Genomic DNA, 26,537 nt, shown 5'->3' on the forward strand with positions numbered 1-26,537 from the left:
ATGGTGCTATTGATTGACTCAATCAATGCTATCCGTGATTTTCTCGACACTGGTGGCCAAGTCCTCTTGGTCATCGGGGTGTTAATCTTCGCGATGTGGTTATTGATACTCGAGCGATTTATTTATTTTTTCAAAGGTTTTCGTAGTTACAAGCAAAACGTAAAAGCGCAGTGGAAAAACCGTGCAGAGCGCAATAGCTGGAATGCTGAGCAAATACGCCAGGCGATGATTTCACGTGCTTCAATGCGTTTAGACACTAACTTAGCACTGATAAATGTAATGGTTGCATTGTGTCCGCTACTTGGCCTGTTAGGCACAGTAACGGGAATGATTGAAGTATTTGATGTAATGGCAATTACCGGTACGGGTAGTGCGCGCTCTATGGCATCAGGTGTTTCTAAAGCAACTATTCCAACCATGGCAGGTATGGTTGGCGCACTTTCGGGTGTATTTGCCTCTACGTTTTTACAGCGCAGAGCCAAGCGCGAAGTTGAACTACTTGAAGACAGCATGGTTTTAGACCATTAAGTAACATTTTGATAAGCGGCTTATAGAGTCGCTCATCCTAGGAGAATAAAAATGAGAGCCCCGTTAGGAAACCTATTACAAGAAGACGAAGCTGAAGAAATTAACATGACCCCAATGTTAGACGTTGTATTTATCATGCTTATTTTCTTCATCGTTACTGCCTCGTTTGTTAAAGAAGCCGGTATTGATGTAAACCGCCCAGAAGCCGCAACAGCGGTTAAAAAAGAACGCGCTAATATTTTAGTGGCTATTTCTGATACAGGCGAAATTTGGATTAATAAACGTCAAATCGATGTACGTGCAGTGCAAGCCAATATCGAACGCTTAAAAGCAGAAAACCCACAAGGGAGCGTGGTTATTCAAGCTGATAAAAAAGCCACCACTGATATGTTAATCAAAGTAATGGATGCGTCGCGTGCTGCAGGTGCGTTTGATGTTTCGATTGCTGCACAAGATGCGTCTTAAGGGTTAGCCATGTTGCGATATTTAGTAGCATTAATAGTAGCGGGTGTAGTGACCTTTATGCTGTTTTTAGGCATGCAGGCACTGATCACCGGTGGTGAAGGTGCCATGTCGGAGCCAGTAAAAGGAAACGTTTTAGACTTTGTACGTTTGAAAAAAGAAGAAACGGTACAAAAGAAAGAGCGTAAACCGCAAAAGCCACCTACACCAAAAGAGCCACCACCTCCTATGGAGTCGCCGCAAATGCAAAATAATGATGCAAACGCGGCCAGCAATAATTTTGATTTTGGTGCGGATGTAGGCAGCGACGTTGACCTAGCGGGTGGCTTAGCGCTTGAAACAAGTGATGGTGAATACCTACCCATTGTAAAAGTAGCTCCAGTGTATCCACGTCGTGCTTTGTCGCGTGGTATTGAAGGCTATGTAATTGTTGAATTTACAGTAACTAAGCAAGGTACTGTACGTGACCCGCAAGTAGTAAAAGCGGTTCCTGAGTCACTGTTTGATAGAGCAGCGATGGATGCCGCACTTAAATTTAAATATAAACCGCGCGTAGTAAATGGTGAAGCCGTTGAAGTGGCGGGTGTTCAAAACAAAATATCTTTCCAAATTAATGGTTAACTTATCTTAATTGGATGAAATAGCGAGGCGATTATGAAATTACTACCTACAGCTAAAAATTTAAAACTGGCATTATTTTGCACTGCCGCGATCAGTGCAAGTATTGTTGTGCCAAGTACGCTAAGCCTTGTGCCGGGGCTAAACGTAGCAACTGCCCATGCAGAGCAAGAGCAAAAAACAAAGCGTGTACCCGCACTGCGCGAAAAGGTTTATAGCCAGCTTGCTCGTGCGCAAAAGCTCGCTGATGATGGCGATGTAAAAGGCGGCCTTGAAGCACTTGATAGCATTCAAGAGCGAGCTTCAAGTATGAACTCGTATGAAATTGCGATGATGCATAACTTTTATGGCTTTATTTATTACAACGAAAATGATTTACCAAAAGCCATTGCCTCGTTTGAAAAAGTGGTAGCCGAGGAGGCTATTCCTGAATCATTACGTTTAAGTACCACGTTTAGCCTAGCGCAGCTTGCAATGGCCAACGGCGAGTATAAAAAAGTTATCGCGTTTTTAGATAAGTGGGATGAAATAAATACCAAACCTATTACAGAAGGGTATTACTTACTTAGAGCGCAAACTTACTACCAGTTAAAAGAATACCCAAAGGGGCTTGAGTACATTAATCAAGTTATTGCTCTTAGCGACAGCGAAGGTAAAACCCCTAAAGAAAACTGGCTGGTACTACAGCGCGCTATGTATTACTCACTTAATCAAACAGATAAAGTAGTTGCAGTGCTTGAGCGCATGGTTAAACTTTACAATAAACCAGAGTATTGGGTTCAGCTAGCTGGTATGTACGGAGAAACCGGCAAAGAAAAAGAGCAACTAGCAGTAATCGAAGCGGCGTATCAACAAGGCTTTTTAAAAACCAAGTCTGATTTAAGACAATTATCGCAAACTTACCTTTATAACGGCCTGGCATACAAAGCAGCTAAAACAATGAGTGATGCGATAGAAAAAGGCATTGTAGAAAAATCAGCGAAAAACTATGCCTTTATTGCAGAGGCCATGATTCAAGCTAAAGAAGATGAAAAATCGATTAGCTACTTTGCAAAAGCGGCTGACCTATCAGAGCATGGTAATTACGATCAACGCCTAGCAGAAGTGTTTGTTAACACTGAGCAATACGAAGAAGCGGCTGATGCTGCGCGTAAGGCGCTTGATAAAGGCGGCCTTGATTTTGAATCAAACGCTTACGTTGCGCTAGGTATGGCACAGTACAATATGCAAAATTTTGATGCGTCTATTTTAGCGTTTGAACAAGCCCAAAAGCATGATAAATCACAACGTTTAGCAAAGCAGTGGATTAAATATGTTAAGCGTGAAAAAGTGCATGCGCAAACACTTAAAGCTGCGTTACTTTAACTTTATACCCTAACGCTATTTTACAAATAATAAAGCGTTTACCTATTTCATAATCGCAACACCAAAACCGCCTTAGGGCGGTTTTTTTCGTTGCTAAAAAATTTAAGTTGTTGAATTTAAATTAATTACTATTGTCATCTTATGGTTACTAAACTGTAACTGGTTTGTCATATCTCTACAGTATCTTATTTGCATCCGATAACTCAGGTCACCTTAATGCATGAGTATCGTGCCTTAAAGTGACTTAAGTTTTTACTTAATGCACTAACAAAATAATTAAATACTTTAACGGAGTGAACAATGAAATTATCTGATTTATTTAAGGTCAGCCTAGTAGCAACTGCAATGACACTAGCTGGCTGTGGCGGCGATATCGAAATTACACCTACTGTAAACGATAACAGCTCGTCAACAGATAACAGTGTTAATAATTCAAACAATACAACTGGTTCAACAACTGAAGAAGAAGCTGTTTGTGCAAGCTACGAATCAGATGCAGGTACGGTAACAGGCGTAGTAAGTGGCATTGATTGTTTATACAACGACTCGTTTGCAAGCAAAACAATTTCTATCACAAGTAACATTACTTTCGCTGAGCTACCTGATGGCGGTGTTCACGTTTTTGAAGATGCATTACAAATTGGCGAAGATGGCAGCACTGTAGATGGCTTTGAAGTACCAGCAAATGGTCCAACAATGACCGTTGAACCAGGTGCCGTTTTAGCATTTGGCTCAGGTGAAGCAATTGTACGTATTGCACGTGGTGCAAAAATTCAAGCGGTAGGTACTGAAGAAAAGCCGGTTGTATTTACTTCTGCAAACGCGTTTGACCGTTTTGATACAGCAGGCGAAGGCGCACGCTACGCAGATTGGGGCGGTATCATTATTAATGGTAACGGCATTACTGACCAATGTACTGATGCAGAGCGTGACGGTGGTACGTGTAACGTAGCCTCTGAAGGTATAACAAGCTACTTTGGTGGTAACGATAATGCAGACTCTAGCGGTAATATTAAATGGGCTAAAATTTGGTACGCAGGTTCAGGCCCTCGCGTTGGTGGTGAAGGCGATGATTTGAATTCACTAACACTAAATGCAGTTGGCTCTGGTTCTGAGTTTGATTACCTACACATTCACCAAGGTTTTGATGACGGTATTGAAATTTTTGGTGGTGCTACAACGCTTAAACACGTAGCGGTAACAGATACACAAGATGATTCGTTTGACTTTGACGCAGGTTGGCAAGGTAAAGCTCAGTACTTATTTATTCAACACGGTACTGTGACACTAAATGACGGCACTGTTGTTAACATGGGTAACAATGGCTTTGAGTCTGATGGTGTTAAAGGTTCTTCTACCGAGCAAGTGTCTCCATCTAACCCAACGGTTGCCAATGTAACGGTTGTAACTACCGATGGTAACTCGGTACGTGATGACGACCCTTCACAAGCTTACAAGTTTGATGACCAATTTAATTCAAGCATTTACAACACTGTTATCGTTAAGCAAAACGCAACTAACACGCAATGTATTGAGTTCTCAGGCGACGGTGAAGCACAAGCAGATAAAATCTCATTCACAAGCTCTGTAATGGCGTGTTCTGCAAACTTTACTGATACAGATACGTTTGCAAGCGGCCCATTAGAAGGTCAAACAAAAACAGCGTGGTTTGAAAATGATGGTGCTAACCAAATCTTAACTGATGATGTTGCAGTACTTGCAGATAACGGTTTTGCAACGAACACAGCAGCTGCAGAAGTAACGGTTACTGCAACAGACTTAAGCACAAGCGATTCATTTTTTGAAAGCGTAAACTACATTGGTGCGGTATCGGATCAGGATACAGACTCTAGCTGGTATAAATGGGTTGAAGCGGCTGTTACAGCAGCAAATGCTGACTAAATAGCACACCATTATAACCTCTGATTAAAGGCGCCTTGTGGCTTGTTATTTAAGCGTCAGGCGCCTCTTTTGTATAACCTGATTAGGATTATCTCATGTCTAAAAAGCATAGACTCAATCAAATTACTTGGGCAATTGGTTTAGGTTTAGTCGCTCATTCGACTAGCTTAATTGCTGCACAAGCCGATGAACAGTTAACAAACGAACAAGAAATAGAAGAAGTTGTTGCTGTAGGTACGCGTTTACAAGGGAGCGCTGCGGCAGTTGTAGAAGAACGTAAAAACCAAGCCTTTGTTGCCGATATTTTAGGCTCTGAACAATTATCACGCACGGGCGACAGCGACGCAGCATCTGCGCTTCGTCGAGTAACAGGCTTAACGCTTGTTGATGGTAAGTTTATTTACGTTAGGGGCCTTGGTGAGCGTTACTCTAGTGCGCGTTTAAATGGCGCTTACATCCCAAGCCCAGATTTAACCCGTAACGTTATTCCGCTGGATATTTTCCCTGCAAGCATTATTGAAAGTATGGCTGTTCAAAAAGCTTACTCTCCAGACATGCCAGCAGCGTTTGGTGGCGGTAATATAGATATTAGAACTAAAACCGCACCGAGTGAATTTACAGCAGGCATTGAAGTGGGTGCAGGTTACGATACGGCATCAAGTGATGGCTTTACCTACAATCGTAACGAAAATGGCATTCCAAGTGAGTTATCACAGGCTATTTCAACATACCGTGGTGATTTTAGTATTGGCAATATTGTTAGTAGTGAAGGCTTTGAAGATGGCGATTTAACGCGTGCAGAACAAGCAACCGCTGTTAATAACGCACTTTTAAAGTCGCTTCCTCGCGATTATGAGTTAAAAGAAGAGTCGTTAGACCCGCGTTATAATATTAAAGCCCATTATGGTGATAGTTTTGAAGAGAGCTATTTTGGCGGCAAGGTTGGGTTTTTACTGGCAGGTGCTTACAAAAACGAATGGGATTTTGAAGAACGTTTTAGTTCAGTTATCACCCAAGATTTAGAAAACGAAGAAGGCAATGTTGATTGTACGACGTCGTTAGCGACCAGTGAAGATGTGAGTAACTCGTGTTACAACACAGTCAAAAATTCGCAAGTGACCACTGAAACCGAAAGTTATAACGGTTCATTGAGCTTGTCATACCGTTTAGGTACGCACAGTATTTCTGCTCAACAGCTTTACATTATTGATAATGAAGATGAGTCTGAAATTGCTATTTCGCAAAGCCCTGCGGGGAGTTCTACGTTTAGTATTGCGGGTGATGGGATTGCAAACCGTAATCATGAGTTTAATTACGAAGAACGCCAATTAAACATTACTCAAGTTATGGGCCAACATACCTTTTTAGATTATTTTGGTATTGGTGCCGATTGGCAGTACACCGAAGCTAAAGCAACGACTGATATACCTACCAGTGCCGACTTTGAGTTTCGTGACACCTATAATAGTGATGGCAGCTATGCCGGCTCAACTATTACAGGGGATGATAACCGTGTAATTATGTCATACACCAATATGGAAGAACGTGTTAAATCGTACGGTGGTAACTTAACGCTGCCGCTTAGCTTTGAGTCTATGGAAGTTGAGTTTAAAGTGGGTTACGATTTTTCTGACAGAGCTCGAATATTTAATACCTCAAGCTTTGCTATAAACAACAGTGGCGGCTCAGGTATTTCAATAAACGACGGTAGCACTGATGCGCTTAATAATAGTGGTTTTTTAACTGACGACTTTATTGATAATAACGCTGTGTTAGTTGACTTTAATGAGCCAACAGCCCCTGATGCCGATGATTACATTGCTGCGCAAAAGGTGGATGCAGGTTATGCGTCTTTCGATGTGTTTTATGATCAATGGATAAGAATAAGCGGTGGTATTCGTTATGAGGAATTTAAACAATCTTCTATCGGTACATCGAGCCTTATTTTTGATGAAGACGATTTAAATACCTTTTACGATCCAGATAAAATTCAAGCAGGCTCTGTTATTACCGATGATTGGTACCCGGCACTGTCTGTTACCTATGTAGGTGGCGATGATTACCAAGTGCGCTTAGGTTATGGTGAAACAGTGGTACGCCCTGATTTTCGTGAAGTAGTGCCTGTTACGTATTACGACCCTTTGACCGACATTAGAACGTTTGGTCGTACAGGTATAAAAAGTAGCCCAATTAAAAACTACGACTTACGTTATGAATATTACGGACAAGCCGGTAATTCATTTAGCGTAGCGGCGTTTTATAAAGATATTACAGCGCCAATTGAAACAGTTTTAAACATTGGTGATGAAGATTACTCAGCATCGTTTATAAATGGTGAAACAGCAGAAGTTTATGGTATTGAAGCTGAATGGCTACAAGACTTAACATTTGTAAGTGAAGGCCTATTTACTAGCGGTAATATCACATTAAGTGATTCTGAAGCGTCTATTGACCCAGCACTTGCGGGTACATTAACTAATCCTAAAAAACGTATGACAGGCCACTCTGAATATGTAGTTAATTTACAATTAAACTACGATTCGTTAGATGGCATGCACAGCAGTTCATTAGTTTATAACGTATTTGGTGAGCGAATTTTAGCAGCGGGTGTTGCTAATAGAGATGACGCGTATGAGCAGCCATTTCACTCACTTGATTTAGTTTATACTTATTACCCTGATTTTAATTCTAAGATTAAGTTTAAAGTTAAAAACTTACTCGATGAAGATCAAGAGGTAACACAATCAGACATTATAGTGCGCTCAAAAGAGCAAGGTGTAACGTTTGATTTAAGTTACAGCTACGAGTTTTAATTTTCTTCCCAAGGAAGGGGGATATAATAAAACCTAACTACCGATTAGCCCTGTATTTAATACAGGGCTTTTTTATGACTATGAAAAATATTTAAGTTTCGCTTTATTCACTAGTTTTAGGGCGCTTGGGGTGTTAGGTTAGCTTTATACTAATCGACTTAAATATCTAGTCATTCTAGTGTGCTAAATAAAGCGCGAACGGCGTTATAAATTTTTGATGCAGAACAGCTACATATAAAAATTTATGGCTTGTTATCTCGCTATTAATTTGCCGCTATAAATGATTAATAACTTAATATGATTGGTTTTAATAAAAATTAATTCTCACGCAATGAATTTTAATTTTTAATGTATTAAGGCATCTTTTATGAATCAAACAGTGGAAAAAACAATGAAAAAAGTAGGATTAGTCGGTTGGCGTGGCATGGTTGGCTCTGTGTTATTAGAACGTATGCAGCAGCAAAGTGATTTTGCACATATCGACACCACCTTTTTCACCACCTCACAAGCTGGGCAACTCGGCCCTGATATTGCTGGCGACGCAAAACCGTTATTAGATGCAAGTGATGTAAATGAACTTGCTAAAATGGATATTATTGTTACCTGTCAAGGTGGTGATTATACCAAAGCGGTTTACCCTAAATTACGCGAGTCGGGTTGGGATGGTTACTGGATTGATGCAGCTTCTGCACTTCGTATGGTTGATGACAGCATTATTGTACTTGACCCTGTAAATAAAGATGTCATTGAACAAGGTTTAGAGCAAGGCGTAAAAACTTTTGTAGGCGGTAACTGTACCGTATCGTTAATGCTACTTGCTTTAGGTGGTTTGTTTGAGCAAGACCTAATTGAGTGGGTAAGCCCAATGACTTACCAAGCGGCCTCTGGTGCCGGCGCTCGTAATATGAAAGAGCTTATTGCACAAATGGGCGCTATTCATTCAAGTGTTGCCGAGCAACTAGATAATCCAAGTTCAGCTATTTTAGAAATTGATAAAATAGTGAGCGAAAAAATGGCTTCAAGCGATTTACCACAAGATCAATTTGGCGTGCCGCTAGCCGGTAGCTTAATTCCTTGGATTGACGTACCAATGCCAAGTGGCCAGTCTAAAGAAGAGTGGAAAGCTCAGGTTGAAGCGAACAAAATTTTAGGCTCTTCTAAACAGCCTGTGCCAATTGATGGTTTATGTGTACGTATTGGTGCAATGCGTTGTCATAGCCAAGCGATGACCATTAAATTACGTGAAGACATTAGCGTAGAAAAAATTGAAGAAATTTTAGCTTCGCATAACGAGTGGGTTAAAGTTATCCCTAATGAGCGCGAAATTAGTGCAACTGACTTAACCCCAGTTAAAGTAACAGGTACGTTAAGTATTCCTGTTGGTCGTATTCGTAAATTGGCCATGGGCCCTAAATACATTAGCGCATTTACCGTGGGCGATCAGCTGTTATGGGGCGCTGCAGAGCCGCTTCGTCGTATGCTTCGCATCATTGTAGACGGTGAATAATTTCTGCATTTAAAAGTATGTATTTAAAAGGGGTTAGCATATTGCTAACCCCTTTTTTAGTTAGGGCGTGTTGACCTTAGCGGATTGAAATTTGTTCAATCTAGGGGCGATTAAATCGCGGCGCGAGGTTTGTAACCTAGTGGGCTCGATAACTGCTCCTGCGTTATTCTAATGACTTACATCCCTGTAAGAATAAGTAAAAACCGAGCAAAGCTTCCGCGTCCTGCTCACGCCCCTTACCTACATCCATGTAGGCAACAAAGAGTTTATCGCCCCTAGGCAGAACCCGAAGGGCAGCGCATGTTTGGCATTTATGCTGCGTTATCGCCTATTTATGTGAAATAACCACACTTCATAGGCTCTGCCTTGCCTAAAAACCAAAAACACTGCTGTAAATTCAACCATCAAAGATCAACACGCCCTAGTGTTAGTTAAGCGGCATTGCATACGCTACTTTATTTTTTCCTTCGTGTTTTGCTATGTATAACGCTTTATCTGCTAAATCTATCGCTTTGTCTATTTGAATAGTTGCACATTTAATGCCTATAACGCCAAAGCTTGCTGTAACATTTATAAATTGTTGTTTGTATTCAATGGGCTTACTTGCAAGAGTAGTACGTAGAGTATCAGCAAATTGCTTTGCTTTTAGCTCTGAATCTCTGGCTATCAGTATTACAAATTCTTCTCCGCCTATACGGGCAAATATATCTTCTTTATTTAAACACGCTCTTACCCGTTTTGTTGCTTGGATTAGTACTTCATCTCCACCTGCATGGCCGTATTCATCATTTATATTTTTAAACGAGTCTATATCCCAATATATAAGTGATACGTGTTGTTCGCAGCTTAATTTATTTTCAAGCTTTTTCTGGCCAACGTCGTAAAAACCACGTCTGTTTATACATTGTGTGAGTACGTCGGTCATGGCGAGTTTTTGCATTTCTTGCGCTAAATCTGAGGCCATTATAAAAATAATAAATACAGCCATACCAACATGTGCAGTTGGGACTGTTATAAAATTAATGAGTGTATATAAATCTAAGTAAGCTTGGTTAACCTGGCTGCCTTGCATTAGTGCGATGGTGGCCGCAATAAATAAACATACGCCGCACAAAGTGTAAGTAATGGCAGCCCCAATTTCAGCGGGTAGCGACTTAGGTTTATGTTTTATTATAATGACGGCGTTTATTAGCAGCAGTAAAATATCGTAATAAATATATAAAGACATAAACAAACCAACATGAACGTTCACGGCTTTATAATAATAAACTGCAGCTAACGTAATCACGGCTAATGCTAACAAATAATCGATTTTGATAGGGCATCGGGCACGTATACTGTGTCCCCATGTTCCTAAAATGACAGACCCCATAGAAAAGCTAACACCCAGTAACCAATAGAGGGTCTCTGAGTCGAAGTAGGGCCGCAATAATATTGTACCCCATTGACACGCAGAGCACATAAATGCGCAGGCCCAAAATAACGAATATGATTTTTTCCCTAACGTATACCACGCCATTAAAAATATAACTGACCAAACAATACTGGTTAGTAAAAGAGTAATTAAAATAAAAAAGACTGGGCTCATAGGTTATATGTTCTTGTGTTAGTTACTTTTTACTGTAGTTGAGGTTGCTTGGGAATTCGAGTAAAGCTATGTATTTAAAAATTCTATTTGTAAATATTTATGTATTGTGTGTACCCACAACCCCTATGAATTGCATTTTTTGGTATAGCTTTTGCTCGTACTGATCTATTACACCTTTATTCGCTCGGTTTTCGCTGCTTTGTGGGTACTTAATTCACTTATGCAGGTATTTTTTACTTATGCCGAGATGCTAAGCCTTCACATAAGGATAGATAATGGCTTCTACTTTTAAAAATACACGCAAAAAATGGTTTTATGCTTTAGTGGTTATAGCCTTGGGGTTAATTTTACTCAGAGCTTTAGCCCCTTATGCGGTTCAATATTATGTAAATCAGCAGCTTGAACAAACCCAAGGCATAACAGGGCATGTGGGTGATGTTGATTTGTACTTATACCGAGGCGCTTACGCTGTTGATGAGGTAGAAATTTACGCGGTAGATGCCACGCAGGTGCCTAAGCCGTTACTGTCTATTGATACACTTGATTTTTCGCTTGCGTGGTCTGCTTTATTAAACGGTAATTTTGTCACCAACATGGCTTTTACCCGCCCAGAAATTGTTATTTACGATAAAGACCCAACTACCGCTGAACAAAATCAACAGGTGAAAGATGAAACCACGTGGGTAGGCCTTGCTAATGATCTCGTGCCTTTTTCAATTGATACGCTACGTATAGACAATGGTAAAGTAACCTTAGTTAACGCCACCAGCGAAGGAGAGCAGCCTACTTACGTATCAAATATAAACGCTAACATTAACAATATTACCAATGCACAAAACCTCTCTAAAACCTTAGTCACAAGTTTAAAAATAGAAGGGCAGCTAATGGGCGAAGCTAAGCTGTCTTTAAATGGTAAATTGGACCCCTTTAGTGATGAAGCTAATTTTGATTTTAATGTTGAAGTGCAGCGTTTTTCTGTTAAAAATCTCGAAACTGTTTTTAAAGTGTATACCCCATTTGACATTGAAGCCGGCGGAATAGATGGCGCAATGGAATTGGCCGCTAACAATAATAACTTAAATGGATATGTAAAAGCGGGTGTGCACGATTTAAGTGTTTTTTCGTGGCGCGAAGATATAGAAAAAGATGATGACGGTCTATTTACCGCTATTTTTGAAGGCAGTATTGATTTACTCAGCTCGCTATTAGAAAACGATGAGTCAAAGCTGGTGGCTGCTCGGGTGCCCATAGATGGGCAATTAGATAACGCTGATGTATCTACTTTTGAAGCCGTGGTTTCGGTATTAAAAAATGCGTTTTTTGAAGCATTTAAAATGAAGGTTGATAATGTTATTTCGTTTGAAAGCACGCAAGAACAACAAGGTGAGTAACTAAAAGCCCTTTGTATTAACTCAATACAAAGGGCTTTTTAAGTTTTAGCAAGTAAAATAGATCAGCTATTTATTGGAGTTGGTAATATCTGAGGTTTTACTTAATAACGTTTTTAGCTCAGCTATTTGCGCTTGTAGTTCAACCACTTGTCCTTGCGTTGCAGGAAGTGAGTTATTATCCGCTTTTAGCTCACGGGCATTTCGGTGCTCCTCGCTCATTACTTCTAAAATGGCACCTACCATCATGTTTAAAAACACAAACGCGGTTAAAAAGATAAACGTGAGGTAGTAAATCCAGCTCAGCTCGTACACCGCCATGGTTTCGTACATAATGTCGGTCCAATCTTCAAAGGTGGCTATCCTAAATAGCGTTAACATTGAAATGGATACATCTTGCCAAAGCACCGGATTAATATCGGCAAACATCATACTGCCCATGGCTGCGTAAATATAAAAAATAACAAACATAAGCAGTGCTATATAGCCCATTTGCGGAATGGCTTTAAGTAACGAATTTACAAGCAAACGCAGCTCAGGGATCATAGATACTAAACGCAGTACCCTAAATATACGCAGCAAACGGGCAAGTAACATGGTTGAGCCTGCAGCTGGGTATAAGCTGCCAAGTACAATAATGGTATCGAATATATTCCAGCCCTTTGAAAAGAAGTCTTTTATTCCTTTACTTGCAATAAAGCGAATAATGAGCTCGATTAAAAAGAAAGCTGTGATCCCTACATCCATCCAATTTAGAATAAATTCTACGGTGGGGTGAAGAGAATATGTATGAGCACCTACGGTGAGGGCAGAAACAACAATGACAGCTATAACAAATGATTGAAATATCTTGCTTTTGTCTATACGCTGAAACAGCTTTTGTAACTGCGACATCATAATTATGGGTCCTATGCAAAGTCAGGTTTTTATGACGCTAATATACAATAATATTGTTGCTTTCGATAACGAAAGTGTAAGGAATTCTAATGTTAATCAGTCAAATAACTAAAAGCGCATTGCTGTTTGTGGGATTTTCGGTACTTGCAGGGTGCAGCTCCGACGCTCGCTTTCACGAAGTTCAATCAGCACGTTTAGATGAATGTAATTATAAAGCCGATAAAGAATATTACGAGTGCCTTGAAAATCAAGATAAAAATTTTGAAGAGTATAAAAAACAGCAAAGTGAACAAACACAATAATTTATGACTAAAACACAAAAATTGCGCGATAAACAAATACGCCAAGCCCTCACCCACGCCTGTGAGCAAATAAAAGCGACTCATGATGGTTTTGCTTATTTAACACACACCATTGATTTAAAAAATGAAGCAAAGTCACTAAAAATAAGCTGCTATTTTGAAGATGATATAGCCTATAACGACACCGAAGCGCATTTTTCTCAGCTAGTCGATATTATTCACGCTGAGCTTAGCAAAATAAGCTTACCGGTAGCGGCTAAGCAAATAGCGTTTTTAGTTGATTAACATTGGTTTGCCTAGCTATGGACGTTATAATTACCAAAATTATTTTTAGGATGTAAAGCATGGCTGTTCCATCGCGCTCGCAAATCACACCAGGTACAACCGTAAATATTGTATTAAAAGAAGATCAACGCAGCGGCACATTGACTCAAGGTGTAGTTGAGCGTTTATTAACTAAATCACCTAATCACCCGCATGGTATTAAAGTTCGCCTAGAAGATGGTCAAGTCGGCCGAGTAAAAGAGATTTTATAATGACAGCATTAACAGAGCAGGAATTTTGGGATTTAGTGACCACGCCTGAGTTAGGGCTCGACCCACAAAGCGTAAGCGACAACTTAAAAGCTAAATTGAGCGAGTTAACCGACGAGCAGCTCATTGCTTTTGATAAATTTTTTGGTATTCACATGCGTAAATGTTTTACCTGGGATTTATTTGGTGCCGCATTTGTTATGGCTGGCTGTAACGACGAATACGGTTTTAGCGAATTTAGGTGCTGGCTCATCTCCCGCGGGGAGACGGTATTTAATAACGCATTAAGCAATGCCGACTCACTTGCACAGTGCTCCCCTGTGTATTATTTAAATGAGCAACCTTACCCTTATATTGATGAATACGACTTAATAGCCGGTTTATTATTTGAAGAGCGCAACGACGACGAATTACCTTTTGTACCCTCAGGCGAGCAACCGGCAGGTAAACGCTTTAAAGACAAACCCAAGTTTTTAAAACAAAGCTATCCGCAATTATTTGCAAAATACTGGCAGTAAAGTCACTCTTAGTGGTTTATTTATTTAGTAAATAAACTACTTTGTTTTATTACTCGTAAAACATAACTACAACACTGCATTACATAAAGCTAAGTGCTGCGTCCTTTTTTTAGATTAAATCTCTGTTATAGTTATAAAAGTTAGCGCCGCACGTTACTTATTACGAGGATACGCCCACTTAATGAAAACCTTACTTTGTTTTTTAATTTCGACAACCTTTATTAGTGCATCTGCATTGGCTGCGCCGAGTAATAAAAGCCGTTTTATACCGTTATTAAAAACAATGCTTGGTGATTACCAGGTGGTAACTGCTAACTCCCCACTGTGTGTGGATAGTCAGTTGAGTTTAATTAACCCAGTTTACCCAGACGCGGGTTTTAAATTAGGCGAGCATATTGCGTTTGAAAGTTTACACAACGGCACCCGTACAACTAAAAAGCCAAATTTTTGTTTTGTAACTAGCTCGTATAAATACAAAAGTGATGGTGTTGATAACAGCTTAAAAATGAGCCGCTGTATTGACCCCAATAATGAAAAAACCATCAGACAAAGCATTAAGTTTACCAGTGTTACAACGCTCAAATATACGCAGAATACCCCTGCAGTAGAGTGCACATTTGCAAGGCAAGTTGATTAACTTACTTGCAATGAATTTGCGGTATATCGTGCCAGCGCGTTGTGTATTGGGGCGATAAGTAATCTCTGTTCATATGCCAGCCTTGATTTAGTTTGCTGCTGGCTAGGGTGAGTATGCCTTTTCCGTAGCGGTTGTTTATTGTATCAAGACACTGCATTAATTTAGGGTTATCGGCACTTTGGCTAAATAAATCAGTTTGCTGATACTGCACCGAGGTAAGCTCTAAAGCGCCTACACCACATTTATAAAACCGTACACCTGGCTGGTAAATATGAGTAAATACTTCTGAAACTGCATTGGCCATTACGCAGGTATCGTTAGTGGGGGTGGCAAATTTATATATAAACGACTTTTTACAATAGCGGTCTTCGTGTTTGCCAGTGGCGGCAAATATATAAAGCTGTTTTGCTAATGAGCGCTGCCCTCGTAGTTTACTGGCAACCGTGGTTACGTGGTTAATAAGGGCGGTTTTAAGTGCAGTAGGCTCACTGATCCGCTCACCAAAGCTGCGAGTAGAATATATTTCTCGCTTATCTTGGCGTACATCGTCCCATGTTAAGCACGCAATACCATTTAGCTCACTTACGGTACGCTCTACCACCACACTAAACGCGCGGCGCATGGTTTTAGGGTTTTGTTGTGCCAGATCCCACGCTGTATGTATGTTCATTATATTAAGCTTTTTAGCTAGGCGCTTACCTATACCCCATACATCGGCGCAGCTCATTCTTTGTAAAATTGCTTGGCGGCTTTGCTCGTTATTTATAACGGCCACCCCATCAAACCCGCTTAGCTTTTTAGCTGCATGGTTAGCGGCTTTTGCCAAAGTAGGGGTTGGGCCAAAACCAACACCCACAGGGAGTTTAGTTTCGCGCCAAACGGTGCGCCTTATTGTATGCCCGTACTCGTGCCAGTTTTGTATAAGGGGGGTGTAGCCATTAAAGTGCAAAAACGACTCATCAATACTGTATATGTATTGTGTGTCGCAAAAGCGGCCAATTACGTTCATCATTTTGGCGCTTAAATCGGCGTACAACTCATAGTTACTCGAACGTACAACCACCTTGTGTTGCTCAAGCAGGTGCTTAACTTTAAAATAAGGGCCAAATTTAGGAATGTTTAAGCGCCGAGCTATCGGGCATACTGCACATACGCAGCCATCGTTATTAGTTAAAACCACCACAGGTTTAGAGCGTATAGCGGGGTCGAACACTTTTTCGGCACTGGCATAAAATGCAACGGCATCGACTAAGGCGTACATTTTAATAGCTCAGGGCTTGGGCGGTGCATTCTAATTGATAGTGTAACCACTCCCTCTAACTGAAACTCATCAGCTGAGGTTAGTTGTACCGGCTTATGTAAAGGCGATGCAGAGAGTAACCGTGCATTGGTTTTATCTAATAGCTTACACACAAATAAGCCATTTAAGTTAGCAACAATAACATCGCCGTTATCGGCTTGCTCAGCACGGTCTACAAGCAGTAAGTCGCCCTCAAAAATCCCCACCTCTTGCATGGAATTACCCGAGGCAATACCAATAAAGGTGGCGTCGGGGTGCTTTATTAATAGCTCATCAAGAGAAACACCGAGCTCGGCGTATTGCGCCGCGGGCGATTCAAACCCACACACACCGGCTTCTATATAAACGGGAATAACAAACATAACACAACCTAAAACGCATATACTGTATAAGTGTACAGTATATGCGTTTTGTGTAAGTTATGCCAAGAAATGAAAGACAGATCACGCCATGTTTTTGATCATTTGTTGCGCGGTATCTAAAAAGTCTTTGATTTGCTGCGGGTTTAAGTTTTTACACATTTGATCATTTATTTGCTGCTCAGAGGCTAATAACTTATCAAAAAGTGTGTTGCCTTGCTCGGTGAGCGACAAAATAAAGCAGCGTTTGTCGTGCTCACTTGCTTGCTTATTAATAAGGTTTAACGCAATAAGATCTTTAATTAAGCGGGCAATTTGGGCTTTGTCGCGCTGTGTTTTAGTCACAATGTCGTTAGCGGTACAGTTAGATGTACTGGCAATAATGTGTATACAACGCACGTGCATAGCATTAATACCCAGGTCGCCTGCGTTAATAGCCTCACGTATTGTTACGCGGTAATTTTGCATCAGCTCAAATAGGGTATTTGATAAAAGCGTGTTCATAAGCTCTCTAATGGTTGACAATATCAATTAGTTTGTTATAGTTGATTTTATCAACCAATGGGGCGTTGTGCAATGCTTGCTTTAAAAAGCAGTTAACTATTTTGTTAAACGAGGTGATTTTAAATGGGTAAACAAGTTCGCAAAGCTACGGTACTAAGTACTGAACAAATAACACCGCATTTACAGCGTATTGTTGTAGGCTCAAGTGAGTTTTCGGATTTAACGCAAGCGCATATTGGCAGCTATGTAAAAGTGCTTATTCCCCAAAATGGTGAAGTTGATTTTAATTTAAAAACCGCGTGCATGCGCTCTTACACAATAAGAGATGTTGATGATGCAACGGGCGCGTTAACGCTCGACTTTGTAATAAACATGCACCAAGGTCCGGCTACGCAATGGGCTATAACTGCAAAAGTAGGTGACGAGGTTGGCATAGCGGGCCCAGGCCCTAAAAAGCTTGATAATTACCAGCATCCGCATTATGTATTACTAGGCGATTTAACCTCAGTTAATGCAATAAAAGGGTACATGCAGCAGTTACCCGCCAGCGCAAAAATTGACGCGTTTGTGCATGCCCCTACTGAGCAAGACATTATTGATTTAAACACGCAGCGCGATGTTAATTGGTTAATTACAGATACCCCAGATACCGATATGCTCAGCGCGCTTAACAATTTGCCACACACAAACGAGCCACCTATTGTATTTATGGCATTAGAGGCGGGGTTAGTACGTAAAGCAAAAACCTTACTTACCCAGGATTGTAATATACCGCGCAGTAATATAGTTTCCTCTGGTTATTGGAAAAAAGGCGTAGACTCAGAGGGTTATAAAAAAGAGCGCCAGCAAAGCCCTGAGCTTGCATAAATACCTTAGAGCAAAACAGCCTAACGCTATTTTGCTTTTATCCGTTACCTAACTTGAATTGAATAAATAGCAGACCCATTTAAGTGTTTTATGCTGATGATGAAGCCCATTGTTAGCATGCATTTTAAGGAGCTGCTATTTTGTTATCTTCCATTCCCTTTTCGTTATTAGAGCTTGCCCCCATGATCAAAGGGGACAGCGTTTCTCATACGCTCAATAAAACCACTAAATACGCCCAGCGTGCCGACCAATTAGGGTTTAATCGCTTTTGGCTAGCCGAGCATCACAATATGCCTGGTATAATTTGTGCTGCCACCTCAATATTAGTAGGTCACATTGCAGGTAAAACTCAGCGTATACGGGTTGGCTCTGGCGGAATAATGCTGCCGAATCATTCGCCCTTAGTTGTGGCTGAGCAATTTGGTACGTTAGAGAATTTATACCCTGGACGAATAGATTTAGGCCTTGGCCGCGCTCCAGGTAGTGATCCAGTAACTAGCCGTGCACTAAATAATGATATGAGCCGCGCAGAAAACTTCCCGGGGGAGGTAACAGAGCTACAAACATTATTAGGCCCATACAATGGCACACATCCTATACGTGCTATTCCGGGGGAGGACACAAACGTACCGCTTTGGTTATTAGGCTCAAGTTTGTTTAGCGCCCAATTGGCCGCGCAAAAAGGGCTTCCATACGTATTTGCAGGGCACTTTGCACCACGTTTTGTACACGATGCCATCGCACTATATAAGCGAGAATTTAAAGCCTCAAATGTACTCGATAAACCCTATGTAATGCTTGCCTTACCGCTGGTAGCAGCAGAAACCGATGAAGAAGCGCAGTACCTTTCTACCACCTCAAAGCAACGGGTGCTTGAATTAATACGCGGCAAAGAGCTGTGGCTAAAGCCACCGGTAGAGAGTATGGAAGGTTTATGGAGTGAGCAAGAGCGCGCCCACGTAGAAAACTTTTTAAGCTTAAGCGTTGTTGGCGGGCATGTGAGTATAAAACATAAATTACAAATGATAGCGAAAGAGCTAGAAGTGGATGAGTTTATATTTACCAACGATGTTTACGACAGCGAAAAACGCCACCGAGCTCTAGAAATTTTAATGGAAATAAAGCATTAATTAAAAAAGGAAGTGTTTAGTTAAGCAAGCGTACACACAAGCCTTGCTACTATGTAGACATCATTAAAAGTGAATACAAACTTATTAACTTTAAGTGATGTCTGAACAAACACTTTCGATAATTAAACATATTTAGGTTGCCAAGGATAAGGCCCATTTTGCATTATTTATCGTTCTGTTTTTTCAACCAAACTGATTTAAACAATCAATTTTAAGGCATCACTTTTATTTTTTATAATGTAGTTATTAACCAAACATCATTAAATTAAAGGAAGGTACACCGTGAACGCTCTAACAACCGCATCGGCTAATTCAGTTACTCATACAGCGCAGCCAAAAGTTGCTCTGATAGCTGAAGGTGGCGGACAACGAGGGATATTCACAGCCGGTGTATTAGATGCTTGGTTAGAGCAAAACTACGACCCATTTGATTTGTTTATTGGCACCTCTGCCGGCTCGCAAAATTTAACAAGCTATTTAGCGCGTCAAAAAGGTTACGCTAAACGCTTAATTAGAGGGCTTTCGCGTAACAAGCGCTTTTTTCAACTAGGGCGTGGTTTAATGGGTAAGCACATTGTTGATTTAGACTGGTACTTTGAAAAAACCACCGAAGTAAACAGAGCCCTTGATTTTAAAACAGCAAAAACTAGCTTAGGCGAGCGTGAGCTGCTTATAACGGCAACCAATGCACGCGACAGAAAAGCCTATTACCTTTCACCTACAGGCGAGGGTAAGCAATGGCGAGATTTGTTAAAAGCATCGAGCGCGTTACCTTTTTTGTATAAACAAGGCGTTAAACTTACTCCTTGGTTAGGTACAAAAGCGGCAAACGAAGCGCATTTAGCTGCAGAGCAATCAAGTGAAGATTTTTATTTAGATGGCGGCTTAGCTGCGCCACTGCCTGTACGCGAAGCTTATAACCGTGGCGCACGAAGAATCGTGGTAATAAGAACCGTTGATGAGCATTTTCAGGCGCAAACTGCATGGGTTCAAAAGCTTAGAACATTTGCATGTGCATCAGGCTACTGCCCAAAAACACTTGATTACTTGATTCAACACGAGCAAGCATACCTAGACGAGCTAACGTTTATTGCCAACCCGCCTAGTGATGTAGAAATTATACAAATTTTCGCAGACGAAAAGCTGCACAGTAAATTATTAGGTAGCTCAAACGACGACTTACGCTTTGATCATAAGCTAGGTGTAAAAGCAGGCCGCGCTTATTTAAAAAGCCAAAACGCACGTATAGTAGATTACGCACACAGCTACGCTATGTAGCTGTGTATTAACGCTTAAACTTAAATTACCCCTTAAGTTTAAGCGTTAGTAAAGTGCCGTGGCAAAATTAAAGCTCTGCTTTTTTTAAACTTATCGATGGCTTTTTATTGCTAATCGCCGCACCTATTAAAATAAGCGCTAAAGCAATAAACACTGACCAACTAAAGGGAGTCTGCGAGGCGAGTATTAAAATAAAAGTAGAAAGCACCGGCGTTAAAAAACTCAACGAGGCTAATAGCGAGCGGTTACCAAATTTTAAACCATGATCCCATAAATAAAATGCACCTCCCACTGGGCCTAACCCTAATAAAATAACGCCTAGCCATTGTGAAATAGACAAACTAGTAACGGTTGTTTCAAAATAAAAATGTGCACAAAGGGCAAGCACAGCCACAATAAGTGAAAGCCAGCCTATGTCATCTACATGGCTATTAAATTGCGACATTAAATAAGAATAACTAGACCACAGTACTGCGCAGCATCCTGCAAAAAAATACCCTAAGTAATACTCACTATTGATAGATAACCCACTGCCATCGGTAATTAAACTAAGCGTGCCTAAAAACCCCAGTAATCCGCCCAATATTGCTTTAAATTTAGACCCAGGGGTAGCCACAAATACACCCAGTAATAATGGCCAAAGGTACACAATTAAGCTTACCTCTATTAAAGGGCCGTATTTTAAAGCCATAAAATAACAAAAGTGAAAACCAAATAAGCCGGTAACACCTATTATCATTTGTTTTTTAGAAAGCTTTGGAGGGGTTAATAATGGCTGTTTTATAGCAAAACGTTTTACTAATAAAATAATAAAAGAAAGTGCAAAGCACATAAAAAGTAACTGAAAAGCCGGGAGTGCTTTGGTTAAATTACCTAGTAATGCTAAAAGCCCCCACGAAAATATTGCTAAAAACCCTATGTGTGTTGCCATTAATTACCCTCCGTAAATACTAGGTACTGAGTGTATCAATATAGGTTTTTAAAAATATGCTAAAAAGACGGTGTTATTGTTTGCTCTGACGCTATTTAACCTACGCTCTGCTTGAGCTTGCTTTATTATCTCGTGTTTAGGTTATCTACATTACTGCTTTGCAAACGCTTTAGGTGGCTGTCCAAAATATAAATTAAACCGGCGGCTAAACGCAGAGGCATCGTTATAACCAATACGCTCGCCTACTAAAGCAATGGGTAAGTCTGAATGGGTTAAAAGGGCGCGAGCATGTTGCATTCGTAACATGGTTAAATATTGCAGCGCACTCATAGTGGTACTTTTTTTAAACACAGTTTTAAATTGTGTAACGCTTAAACAGGCTATATCGGCCAGCTCTTTTAACGTGTAGGGGTAGGCTAAATTTTGCTTTACAGTGGTTATTACATTATCTATTCGCTTATCAATATTACTGTGGCTGCTTTGCTCACAAAGCAATAAGTAAAATAAATCAAAAGTTGAATTAGTAAGCTTTTCACCGCTAACAACGAGCAGTAGCTGCTCTATAAACTGTAAGTAACTTAATAAACGGCTATCTATTGAGATTTTAGGGCATAAAAGGTTAATAAGGTTTTCAGGGAGCGCGTCTAAATCTGCCACAATAAAACGCGCGGCTTCATCGGCCGTAAAGGCATGCACTACGTTTTTCTCTATAACGATACAACTGCCTGTACTCACCGTTGTTTTAAAGTCATTATTTAACGTTATAAAAATTTCCCCGTGTAGGGGTAAAACGAGTTGATGGTAATTGTGCTGGTGGCGCTTTATATCTTGCGAATAATACCGAATAGAAAGCTTATTCATTGCCTACTCCAATACCTAATACATAAACCGAGTATTGTCTAACATACTTTAAGTAAAACATAGCGTTAATAAACCTAAGTAGATGACAATAATATACTGGTTTCGCTATTTAAAATGCCTTCTATTTCGCGTACTTGCCTGAGTACGCCATCAAACTCACTTAAATTTGCCGCCTGTATTTCAGCCACTAAATCCCAAGCGCCATTGGTTGTATGTAACTTTGTTAGCTCTGGTATGCCGCGCATGGCTTTAATTACCTGCGATGTAGATTTACCCACCACTTCCACCATCATTATTGCTCTTACAGCTTCGGTTTCTATGTGTTCGTGTACACGCACCGTAAAGCCTAATATAGCGCCCGATGAGACTAAACGGTCTAAGCGGTTTTGCACTGTCCCGCGCGACACCTTTAAAACATTGGCTAGGGCTGAAATAGAAGCGCGGCCATCTTTTCGTAATTCGGCTATTAATGCGTTATCTAATGAGTCGTAAATGTAAGGGGTCATAAAACGCCTTGGGTTATGTGTTTATTACAAATTACTAAATTTGTACTTTATTGCATAGCAGTTTGCTAAAAAACACTATTATTTGTATAAACTTTTGGCATTTTAAGTAACGCCTCTGGCCTATAAACTTATTTCAATTAATTTATTTAGTCATTAAAGAGGAATTTATGAGTCATTTTATCGCACAACCTAAACAAGGTGTTCCATTCGTTAGCGTACAGGCAATGGCCAAACTTATAAATAAAGTCGGAATAGAAAACGTATTGCTTGAGCTTACTCAAAGATTAGAACACGACTTTGCTCGCTGGGACGAATTTGATAAATCGCCACGTTATGCAGCGCACTCTCCTGATGGCGTAATAGAGCTTATGCCCGTAAGCGACGGTAAAATGTTTAGCTGTAAATATGTAAATGGTCATCCAAAAAACACCTTTAAGGAACTTCAAACCGTGGCCGCGTTTGGTATTTTGTCGGATGTTGATAGCGGCTATCCGGTTATGATCAGCGAAATGTGCTTACTAACAGCCTTACGCACAGCGGCCACATCGGCGCTTGTGGCAAAGTATTTAGCGCCTAAGCACTCAACAACACTTACATTAATTGGTAATGGTGCACAGTCTGAGTTTCAGGCATTAGCTTTTAAAGCCGTATTAGGCATTACTCACATTCGTTTATACGATATTGATAAAAACGCCTCACAAAAAGCCTACAACAACTTAAGTGGTTACGGCTTAAATGTAACTCTATGCAATAGCGCAGAAGAAGCCGTACAAGGCGCGCACATTATTACCACCTGCACAGCCGATAAAAAAAATGCCACTATTTTAACCAGCGATATGATCCCCCAGGGCGTGCATTTAAATGCCATTGGTGGGGATTGCCCTGGTAAAACAGAGCTTGATTCACAATTATTAACGCGCGCAAATGTGTTTGTAGAGTACGAACCGCAAACCAGAATAGAGGGCGAAATACAGCAAATGAGCGAAACCTTTGCCGTAACAGAGTTTCATAAAGTAATTAATAAACAAACACCTGGGCGTACAAGTAACAACGAGCTTACTATTTTTGATGGGGTAGGCTTTGCAAGCGAAGACTTTACCGCGCTGGTGTATATTAAAGACGCGCTGGTGGCTGCGGGTGAGTTTGAACTACTTGATTTAATTACACAACAAGCTGATCCGCGTAATTTATTTTCGGTACTTAATAGTACACAGCCATCAAAAACACCTAAGCAAGAGCAAGTCGCATGAGCCACATAAAGCAAGCCCCAACAGCGGTGGTGATGGTGCGCCCGCATCACTTTACATCTAATCCACAAACCATGTTAGACAACACGTTTCAAAGTACCTGTAACTCACAAAACCAGAGCCAGCTTGCCTTTGACGAAGTCACTAATGCGGTTAAATTATTACAAAACGAGGGCGTAACGGTTCATCTTTTTGAAGACGAACATACACACACGCCCGATTCTGTGTTTCCAAATAATTGGTTTTCTACTCATCAAAGTGGCGAGCTAGTTATGTACCCAATGTACGCAGAAAACAGAAGGTTAGAATATCGAAAAGATATTATTGATTTTTTGACTAATCACTATAAAGTGTTGTCTGTGACTGATTATTCATTTTTAGCGAAAGAAAATGCATTTTTAGAAGGCACAGGATCGCTTGTTATTGACCACCCCCATAAGCTTGCTTATGCAGTAGAATCTAAGCGCACTACTAAAACCGTGGTTAATACAGTGTGCGAGCAATTAAAGCTAAAACCAGTTGAATTTAACGCCTACGATGAGCAAGGCACTGCGGTTTATCATACTAATGTATTAATGTGTGTAGCCACAGAGTTTGTCATGATCAGCTTAAATATGGTGCCAAATAGTCAGCACAAACAATTAACTAGCCATTTTATACAAAGCCATTTAGAAGTAATAAACTTATCTAATGAGCAAATAAGTAGCTTTTGCGGCAACGCAATAGAGTTACAAGGTACAAATGGTCGTATTTTAGCACTCTCACAAACGGCGTTTAATGCACTTACAACCGAGCAAAAAGCAGCAATACAAAAAACAGCTAAACTTGTTCCGTTACCTATACCAACCATAGAGTCGGCGGGAGGTTCGGTTAGATGCATGATTGCTGGCATACACCTGCAAAGTAAATAACCTACCACTAAGTCAACATCCTAAGGCAGCTTAGCTGCCTTAATCTATGGCTAACATGCATTATTAAATGCCAATTACTCAACTATGCGCTGAGTAAAAACATAATAAATACAAAAGGATTAGCCCATGTTCGATACCGTAGTAAAAAGTGTAAATGGCCTATTATGGGGAGAAGGCCAAATACTAATCTACATACTACTGTTTGCAGGTATTTGGTTTTCGGTACGTTTAAAAGCAATTCAAATAGTAAAATTTAAACACATGTTTAGCCTGTTAAAAGGCAGTAGCAAGTGTAAAAAAGACGACATTTCATCATTTCAAGCATTGTGTACAGGCCTGTGTGCCCGTGTAGGTACAGGTAATTTAGCCGGGGTCGCTGTTGCAATTTCACTAGGCGGAAGCGGCGCCATATTTTGGATGTGGGTTATAGCCATACTAGGCATGGCAACCGGCTTTGCCGAAAGTGTATTAGGGCAAGTGTATAAAGTACGCGATAGTAGTGGCGAATTTAGAGGCGGCCCCGCCTATTATATTCAACAAGGTTTGGGCAGCCGTGCATTTGCTATTGTATTTGCCGCGTGTTTATTTTTAGGTTATGGCTTTACCTTTAGTGCCATGCAAACCAATACCATAACCGACGCCCTTAACTATGCTTTTCAAGTACCTACCTTTTATTCTGGATTAGTTATTACCGTATTAGCAGGCTCAATTATATTAGGTGGCTTTAAAGCCATTGCCCGCTTTGCTGAGCGAGTAGTGCCACTAATGGGCATATTATTTGTAGCCGCGGCGGTTATTATTACGATTATGAATTTACCGCAAGTGCCTGCCATGCTTAAAGATGTGTTTTTATCAGCGTTTGGTTTACAAGAAGCAGGCGCAGGAGCAATGGGCGCTGCCATTAAAAACGGTATTCAACGCGGATTATATTCTAACGAAGCCGGCGCAGGTAGCGTGCCGCATGCTGCAGCAAGCGCAAGCCCAATGCCTAATCACCCAGTTACACAAGGGTATATACAAATGCTTGGCGTGTTTTTCGATACAATTGTGCTTTGTAGCTGTACCGCGGTAGTTATTTTATTAGCCGATGTAGATATAAGCGGCGAAATGGAAGGCATACGTTTAACCCAAAGCGCCATGACTGCACATTTAGCACAAGGCGGTGTGTACTTTGTTGCTGCAGCCATAACCTTATTTGCTTTTACCTCGGTAGTGGCCAACTATGCTTACGCCGAAAGTAACCTGCATTTATTTAAGCTCGATAACAAAGTAGGGCGCACAATTTATACATTACTTTATTTATCAATGATGCTGTGGGGCGCATCGGCATCTCTAAAAGAAGTCTGGGATTTAGCCGATATAGCATTAGGGTTAATGACAGTGGTTAACGTAATCGCTATTATATTGCTCACGCCAACTATTTTGTCTGTTAATCGCGACTACAACACACAACGAGAAAAAGGCATAGAGCCCGAATTTAAAGTAAAAGACGTAAAAGTACAGGGTAAATGCGAAAGCGGCATTTGGGATTGATTCCCGTATTTTAAGCAATTTTAACGATAAAAAGCGGTTTTATGGCAACATA

27 protein-coding genes are annotated in these 26,537 nt (G+C 40.6%); 19 read left to right on the forward strand and 8 right to left on the reverse strand.

Annotated features, from left to right (window positions below; translation table 11 throughout):
- From MTF68_RS06675 to asd, 7 genes are all read left to right on the forward strand, one after another.
- Nucleotides 1-528: a MotA/TolQ/ExbB proton channel family protein gene (locus MTF68_RS06675; protein WP_029772985.1), complete on the forward strand. Its 528-nt coding sequence runs from the start codon at nucleotides 1-3 to the stop codon at nucleotides 526-528.
- A 51-nt stretch (nucleotides 529-579) separates the two neighbouring features.
- A complete protein-coding gene (locus MTF68_RS06680) occupies nucleotides 580-993 on the forward strand; it encodes a biopolymer transporter ExbD (protein ID WP_004586342.1) in 414 nt (137 codons plus the stop codon).
- A gap of 12 nt (nucleotides 994-1,005) precedes the next feature.
- Nucleotides 1,006-1,611 (forward strand): energy transducer TonB, encoded by a 606-nt coding sequence (locus MTF68_RS06685; RefSeq protein WP_029772986.1) that lies wholly within the window; start codon nucleotides 1,006-1,008, stop codon nucleotides 1,609-1,611.
- A 33-nt stretch (nucleotides 1,612-1,644) separates the two neighbouring features.
- Nucleotides 1,645-2,973 carry a CDC27 family protein gene (locus MTF68_RS06690; RefSeq protein ID WP_248462048.1) on the forward strand — a complete coding sequence of 443 codons (1,329 nt, stop codon included), beginning with the start codon at nucleotides 1,645-1,647 and terminating at the stop codon, nucleotides 2,971-2,973.
- 300 nt (nucleotides 2,974-3,273) lie between these two features.
- Nucleotides 3,274-4,875 carry a hypothetical protein gene (locus tag MTF68_RS06695; RefSeq protein ID WP_004586339.1) on the forward strand — a complete coding sequence of 534 codons (1,602 nt, stop codon included), beginning with the start codon at nucleotides 3,274-3,276 and terminating at the stop codon, nucleotides 4,873-4,875.
- A gap of 95 nt (nucleotides 4,876-4,970) precedes the next feature.
- The gene (locus MTF68_RS06700; RefSeq protein WP_004586338.1) at nucleotides 4,971-7,688 is read left to right on the forward strand and encodes a TonB-dependent receptor plug domain-containing protein; all 2,718 of its coding nucleotides are present in this window, start codon (nucleotides 4,971-4,973) and stop codon (nucleotides 7,686-7,688) included.
- 367 nt (nucleotides 7,689-8,055) lie between these two features.
- Nucleotides 8,056-9,195 carry an aspartate-semialdehyde dehydrogenase gene (gene asd, locus MTF68_RS06705; RefSeq protein WP_039972138.1) on the forward strand — a complete coding sequence of 380 codons (1,140 nt, stop codon included), beginning with the start codon at nucleotides 8,056-8,058 and terminating at the stop codon, nucleotides 9,193-9,195.
- Between the two features lie 427 nt (nucleotides 9,196-9,622).
- Here the strand turns inward: asd and MTF68_RS06710 are convergent, their stop codons facing one another.
- On the reverse strand, nucleotides 9,623-10,783 hold the full coding sequence (locus tag MTF68_RS06710) for a GGDEF domain-containing protein (RefSeq protein ID WP_248462049.1): 1,161 nt from the start codon (nucleotides 10,781-10,783) through the stop codon (nucleotides 9,623-9,625).
- A gap of 275 nt (nucleotides 10,784-11,058) precedes the next feature.
- Here MTF68_RS06710 and MTF68_RS06715 point away from each other — a divergent pair, with 275 nt between their 5' ends.
- On the forward strand, nucleotides 11,059-12,174 hold the full coding sequence (locus MTF68_RS06715) for a DUF748 domain-containing protein (protein WP_248462050.1): 1,116 nt from the start codon (nucleotides 11,059-11,061) through the stop codon (nucleotides 12,172-12,174).
- A gap of 66 nt (nucleotides 12,175-12,240) precedes the next feature.
- On the opposite strand, the gene MTF68_RS06720 is transcribed toward MTF68_RS06715, so the two are convergent.
- Complete coding sequence (locus tag MTF68_RS06720) at nucleotides 12,241-13,068, reverse strand: ion transporter (protein ID WP_004586335.1); 828 nt, start codon at nucleotides 13,066-13,068, stop codon at nucleotides 12,241-12,243.
- 89 nt (nucleotides 13,069-13,157) lie between these two features.
- Here MTF68_RS06720 and MTF68_RS06725 point away from each other — a divergent pair, with 89 nt between their 5' ends.
- From MTF68_RS06725 to MTF68_RS06745, 5 genes are all read left to right on the forward strand, one after another.
- On the forward strand, nucleotides 13,158-13,370 hold the full coding sequence (locus MTF68_RS06725; RefSeq protein WP_248462051.1) for a hypothetical protein: 213 nt from the start codon (nucleotides 13,158-13,160) through the stop codon (nucleotides 13,368-13,370).
- Between the two features lie 3 nt (nucleotides 13,371-13,373).
- The gene (locus MTF68_RS06730) at nucleotides 13,374-13,655 is read left to right on the forward strand and encodes a hypothetical protein (protein ID WP_248462052.1); all 282 of its coding nucleotides are present in this window, start codon (nucleotides 13,374-13,376) and stop codon (nucleotides 13,653-13,655) included.
- 59 nt (nucleotides 13,656-13,714) lie between these two features.
- Complete coding sequence (locus MTF68_RS06735; protein ID WP_004586332.1) at nucleotides 13,715-13,906, forward strand: YwbE family protein; 192 nt, start codon at nucleotides 13,715-13,717, stop codon at nucleotides 13,904-13,906.
- Nucleotides 13,906-14,421, forward strand: coding sequence for a DUF4240 domain-containing protein (locus MTF68_RS06740; protein ID WP_004586331.1), 516 nt, complete (start codon nucleotides 13,906-13,908; stop codon nucleotides 14,419-14,421). The genes MTF68_RS06735 and MTF68_RS06740 overlap by 1 nt, the downstream gene beginning before the upstream one ends.
- A 181-nt stretch (nucleotides 14,422-14,602) precedes the next feature.
- The gene (locus tag MTF68_RS06745) at nucleotides 14,603-15,058 is read left to right on the forward strand and encodes a hypothetical protein (RefSeq protein ID WP_096043005.1); all 456 of its coding nucleotides are present in this window, start codon (nucleotides 14,603-14,605) and stop codon (nucleotides 15,056-15,058) included.
- A gap of 1 nt (nucleotide 15,059) precedes the next feature.
- Here MTF68_RS06745 and MTF68_RS06750 read toward each other — a convergent pair whose 3' ends face one another.
- The 3 genes from MTF68_RS06750 to MTF68_RS06760 form a co-directional block, all read right to left on the reverse strand.
- Entirely contained in the window at nucleotides 15,060-16,319 is a 1,260-nt protein-coding gene (locus MTF68_RS06750; protein ID WP_248462053.1) for a Y-family DNA polymerase, read from the reverse strand.
- Entirely contained in the window at nucleotides 16,307-16,720 is a 414-nt protein-coding gene (locus tag MTF68_RS06755) for a S24 family peptidase (RefSeq protein WP_004586327.1), read from the reverse strand. The genes MTF68_RS06750 and MTF68_RS06755 overlap by 13 nt, the downstream gene beginning before the upstream one ends.
- A gap of 81 nt (nucleotides 16,721-16,801) precedes the next feature.
- Entirely contained in the window at nucleotides 16,802-17,221 is a 420-nt protein-coding gene (locus MTF68_RS06760) for a MarR family winged helix-turn-helix transcriptional regulator (protein ID WP_004586326.1), read from the reverse strand.
- Nucleotides 17,222-17,344: 123 nt separating this feature from the next.
- Between MTF68_RS06760 and MTF68_RS06765 the strand changes: the two genes are divergently transcribed.
- The 3 genes from MTF68_RS06765 (at nucleotide 17,345) to MTF68_RS06775 (ending at nucleotide 20,496) form a co-directional block, all read left to right on the forward strand.
- Nucleotides 17,345-18,088, forward strand: coding sequence for a siderophore-interacting protein (locus tag MTF68_RS06765; protein ID WP_248462054.1), 744 nt, complete (start codon nucleotides 17,345-17,347; stop codon nucleotides 18,086-18,088).
- Between the two features lie 140 nt (nucleotides 18,089-18,228).
- Complete coding sequence (locus MTF68_RS06770; RefSeq protein WP_248462055.1) at nucleotides 18,229-19,218, forward strand: LLM class flavin-dependent oxidoreductase; 990 nt, start codon at nucleotides 18,229-18,231, stop codon at nucleotides 19,216-19,218.
- A gap of 282 nt (nucleotides 19,219-19,500) precedes the next feature.
- Nucleotides 19,501-20,496 (forward strand): patatin family protein, encoded by a 996-nt coding sequence (locus MTF68_RS06775; protein ID WP_248462056.1) that lies wholly within the window; start codon nucleotides 19,501-19,503, stop codon nucleotides 20,494-20,496.
- 67 nt (nucleotides 20,497-20,563) lie between these two features.
- Here MTF68_RS06775 and MTF68_RS06780 read toward each other — a convergent pair whose 3' ends face one another.
- The 3 genes from MTF68_RS06780 to MTF68_RS06790 form a co-directional block, all read right to left on the reverse strand.
- Nucleotides 20,564-21,427 (reverse strand): EamA family transporter, encoded by an 864-nt coding sequence (locus tag MTF68_RS06780; RefSeq protein WP_248462057.1) that lies wholly within the window; start codon nucleotides 21,425-21,427, stop codon nucleotides 20,564-20,566.
- A 150-nt stretch (nucleotides 21,428-21,577) separates the two neighbouring features.
- Nucleotides 21,578-22,288, reverse strand: a complete 711-nt coding sequence (locus MTF68_RS06785; protein ID WP_248462058.1) for an AraC family transcriptional regulator — start codon at nucleotides 22,286-22,288, stop codon at nucleotides 21,578-21,580.
- A gap of 74 nt (nucleotides 22,289-22,362) precedes the next feature.
- The gene (locus MTF68_RS06790; protein ID WP_248462059.1) at nucleotides 22,363-22,794 is read right to left on the reverse strand and encodes an Lrp/AsnC family transcriptional regulator; all 432 of its coding nucleotides are present in this window, start codon (nucleotides 22,792-22,794) and stop codon (nucleotides 22,363-22,365) included.
- Between the two features lie 167 nt (nucleotides 22,795-22,961).
- On the opposite strand from MTF68_RS06790, the gene MTF68_RS06795 reads away from it, so the two are divergent.
- From MTF68_RS06795 to MTF68_RS06805, 3 genes are all read left to right on the forward strand, one after another.
- Nucleotides 22,962-24,044 carry an ornithine cyclodeaminase gene (locus MTF68_RS06795; RefSeq protein ID WP_055254209.1) on the forward strand — a complete coding sequence of 361 codons (1,083 nt, stop codon included), beginning with the start codon at nucleotides 22,962-22,964 and terminating at the stop codon, nucleotides 24,042-24,044.
- Entirely contained in the window at nucleotides 24,041-24,952 is a 912-nt protein-coding gene (locus MTF68_RS06800) for an arginine deiminase-related protein (protein ID WP_248462060.1), read from the forward strand. The genes MTF68_RS06795 and MTF68_RS06800 overlap by 4 nt, the downstream gene beginning before the upstream one ends.
- 126 nt (nucleotides 24,953-25,078) lie before the next feature.
- Nucleotides 25,079-26,485, forward strand: a complete 1,407-nt coding sequence (locus tag MTF68_RS06805) for an alanine/glycine:cation symporter family protein (RefSeq protein ID WP_004586317.1) — start codon at nucleotides 25,079-25,081, stop codon at nucleotides 26,483-26,485.
- Nucleotides 26,486-26,537: the final 52 nt, after the last annotated feature.

Origin of the sequence: Pseudoalteromonas sp. 2CM37A (genome assembly GCF_023161885.1) — a bacterium.
Taxonomy (GTDB): Bacteria; Pseudomonadota; Gammaproteobacteria; order Enterobacterales; family Alteromonadaceae; genus Pseudoalteromonas; species Pseudoalteromonas atlantica.

Excerpts from the sequence above, each read along its gene's own strand:
- MTF68_RS06740 (WP_004586331.1), top strand. The coding sequence starts at position 13,906 with ATGACAGCATTAACAGAGCAGGAATTTTGGGATTTAGTGACCACGCCT.
- MTF68_RS06700 (WP_004586338.1), top strand. The coding sequence starts at position 4,971 with ATGTCTAAAAAGCATAGACTCAATCAAATTACTTGGGCAATTGGTTTA.
- MTF68_RS06725 (WP_248462051.1), top strand. The coding sequence starts at position 13,158 with ATGTTAATCAGTCAAATAACTAAAAGCGCATTGCTGTTTGTGGGATTT.
- MTF68_RS06720 (WP_004586335.1), bottom strand. The coding sequence starts at position 13,068 with ATGATGTCGCAGTTACAAAAGCTGTTTCAGCGTATAGACAAAAGCAAG.
- MTF68_RS06695 (WP_004586339.1), top strand. The coding sequence starts at position 3,274 with ATGAAATTATCTGATTTATTTAAGGTCAGCCTAGTAGCAACTGCAATG.
- MTF68_RS06690 (WP_248462048.1), top strand. The coding sequence starts at position 1,645 with ATGAAATTACTACCTACAGCTAAAAATTTAAAACTGGCATTATTTTGC.
- MTF68_RS06745 (WP_096043005.1), top strand. The coding sequence starts at position 14,603 with ATGAAAACCTTACTTTGTTTTTTAATTTCGACAACCTTTATTAGTGCA.
- MTF68_RS06765 (WP_248462054.1), top strand. The coding sequence starts at position 17,345 with ATGGGTAAACAAGTTCGCAAAGCTACGGTACTAAGTACTGAACAAATA.
- MTF68_RS06715 (WP_248462050.1), top strand. The coding sequence starts at position 11,059 with ATGGCTTCTACTTTTAAAAATACACGCAAAAAATGGTTTTATGCTTTA.
- MTF68_RS06710 (WP_248462049.1), bottom strand. The coding sequence starts at position 10,783 with ATGAGCCCAGTCTTTTTTATTTTAATTACTCTTTTACTAACCAGTATT.
- MTF68_RS06780 (WP_248462057.1), bottom strand. The coding sequence starts at position 21,427 with ATGGCAACACACATAGGGTTTTTAGCAATATTTTCGTGGGGGCTTTTA.
- MTF68_RS06795 (WP_055254209.1), top strand. The coding sequence starts at position 22,962 with ATGAGTCATTTTATCGCACAACCTAAACAAGGTGTTCCATTCGTTAGC.
- MTF68_RS06805 (WP_004586317.1), top strand. The coding sequence starts at position 25,079 with ATGTTCGATACCGTAGTAAAAAGTGTAAATGGCCTATTATGGGGAGAA.
- MTF68_RS06785 (WP_248462058.1), bottom strand. The coding sequence starts at position 22,288 with ATGAATAAGCTTTCTATTCGGTATTATTCGCAAGATATAAAGCGCCAC.
- asd (WP_039972138.1), top strand. The coding sequence starts at position 8,056 with ATGAATCAAACAGTGGAAAAAACAATGAAAAAAGTAGGATTAGTCGGT.
- MTF68_RS06755 (WP_004586327.1), bottom strand. The coding sequence starts at position 16,720 with ATGTTTGTTATTCCCGTTTATATAGAAGCCGGTGTGTGTGGGTTTGAA.
- MTF68_RS06800 (WP_248462060.1), top strand. The coding sequence starts at position 24,041 with ATGAGCCACATAAAGCAAGCCCCAACAGCGGTGGTGATGGTGCGCCCG.
- MTF68_RS06735 (WP_004586332.1), top strand. The coding sequence starts at position 13,715 with ATGGCTGTTCCATCGCGCTCGCAAATCACACCAGGTACAACCGTAAAT.
- MTF68_RS06790 (WP_248462059.1), bottom strand. The coding sequence starts at position 22,794 with ATGACCCCTTACATTTACGACTCATTAGATAACGCATTAATAGCCGAA.
- MTF68_RS06675 (WP_029772985.1), top strand. The coding sequence starts at position 1 with ATGGTGCTATTGATTGACTCAATCAATGCTATCCGTGATTTTCTCGAC.
- MTF68_RS06760 (WP_004586326.1), bottom strand. The coding sequence starts at position 17,221 with ATGAACACGCTTTTATCAAATACCCTATTTGAGCTGATGCAAAATTAC.
- MTF68_RS06730 (WP_248462052.1), top strand. The coding sequence starts at position 13,374 with ATGACTAAAACACAAAAATTGCGCGATAAACAAATACGCCAAGCCCTC.
- MTF68_RS06750 (WP_248462053.1), bottom strand. The coding sequence starts at position 16,319 with ATGTACGCCTTAGTCGATGCCGTTGCATTTTATGCCAGTGCCGAAAAA.
- MTF68_RS06680 (WP_004586342.1), top strand. The coding sequence starts at position 580 with ATGAGAGCCCCGTTAGGAAACCTATTACAAGAAGACGAAGCTGAAGAA.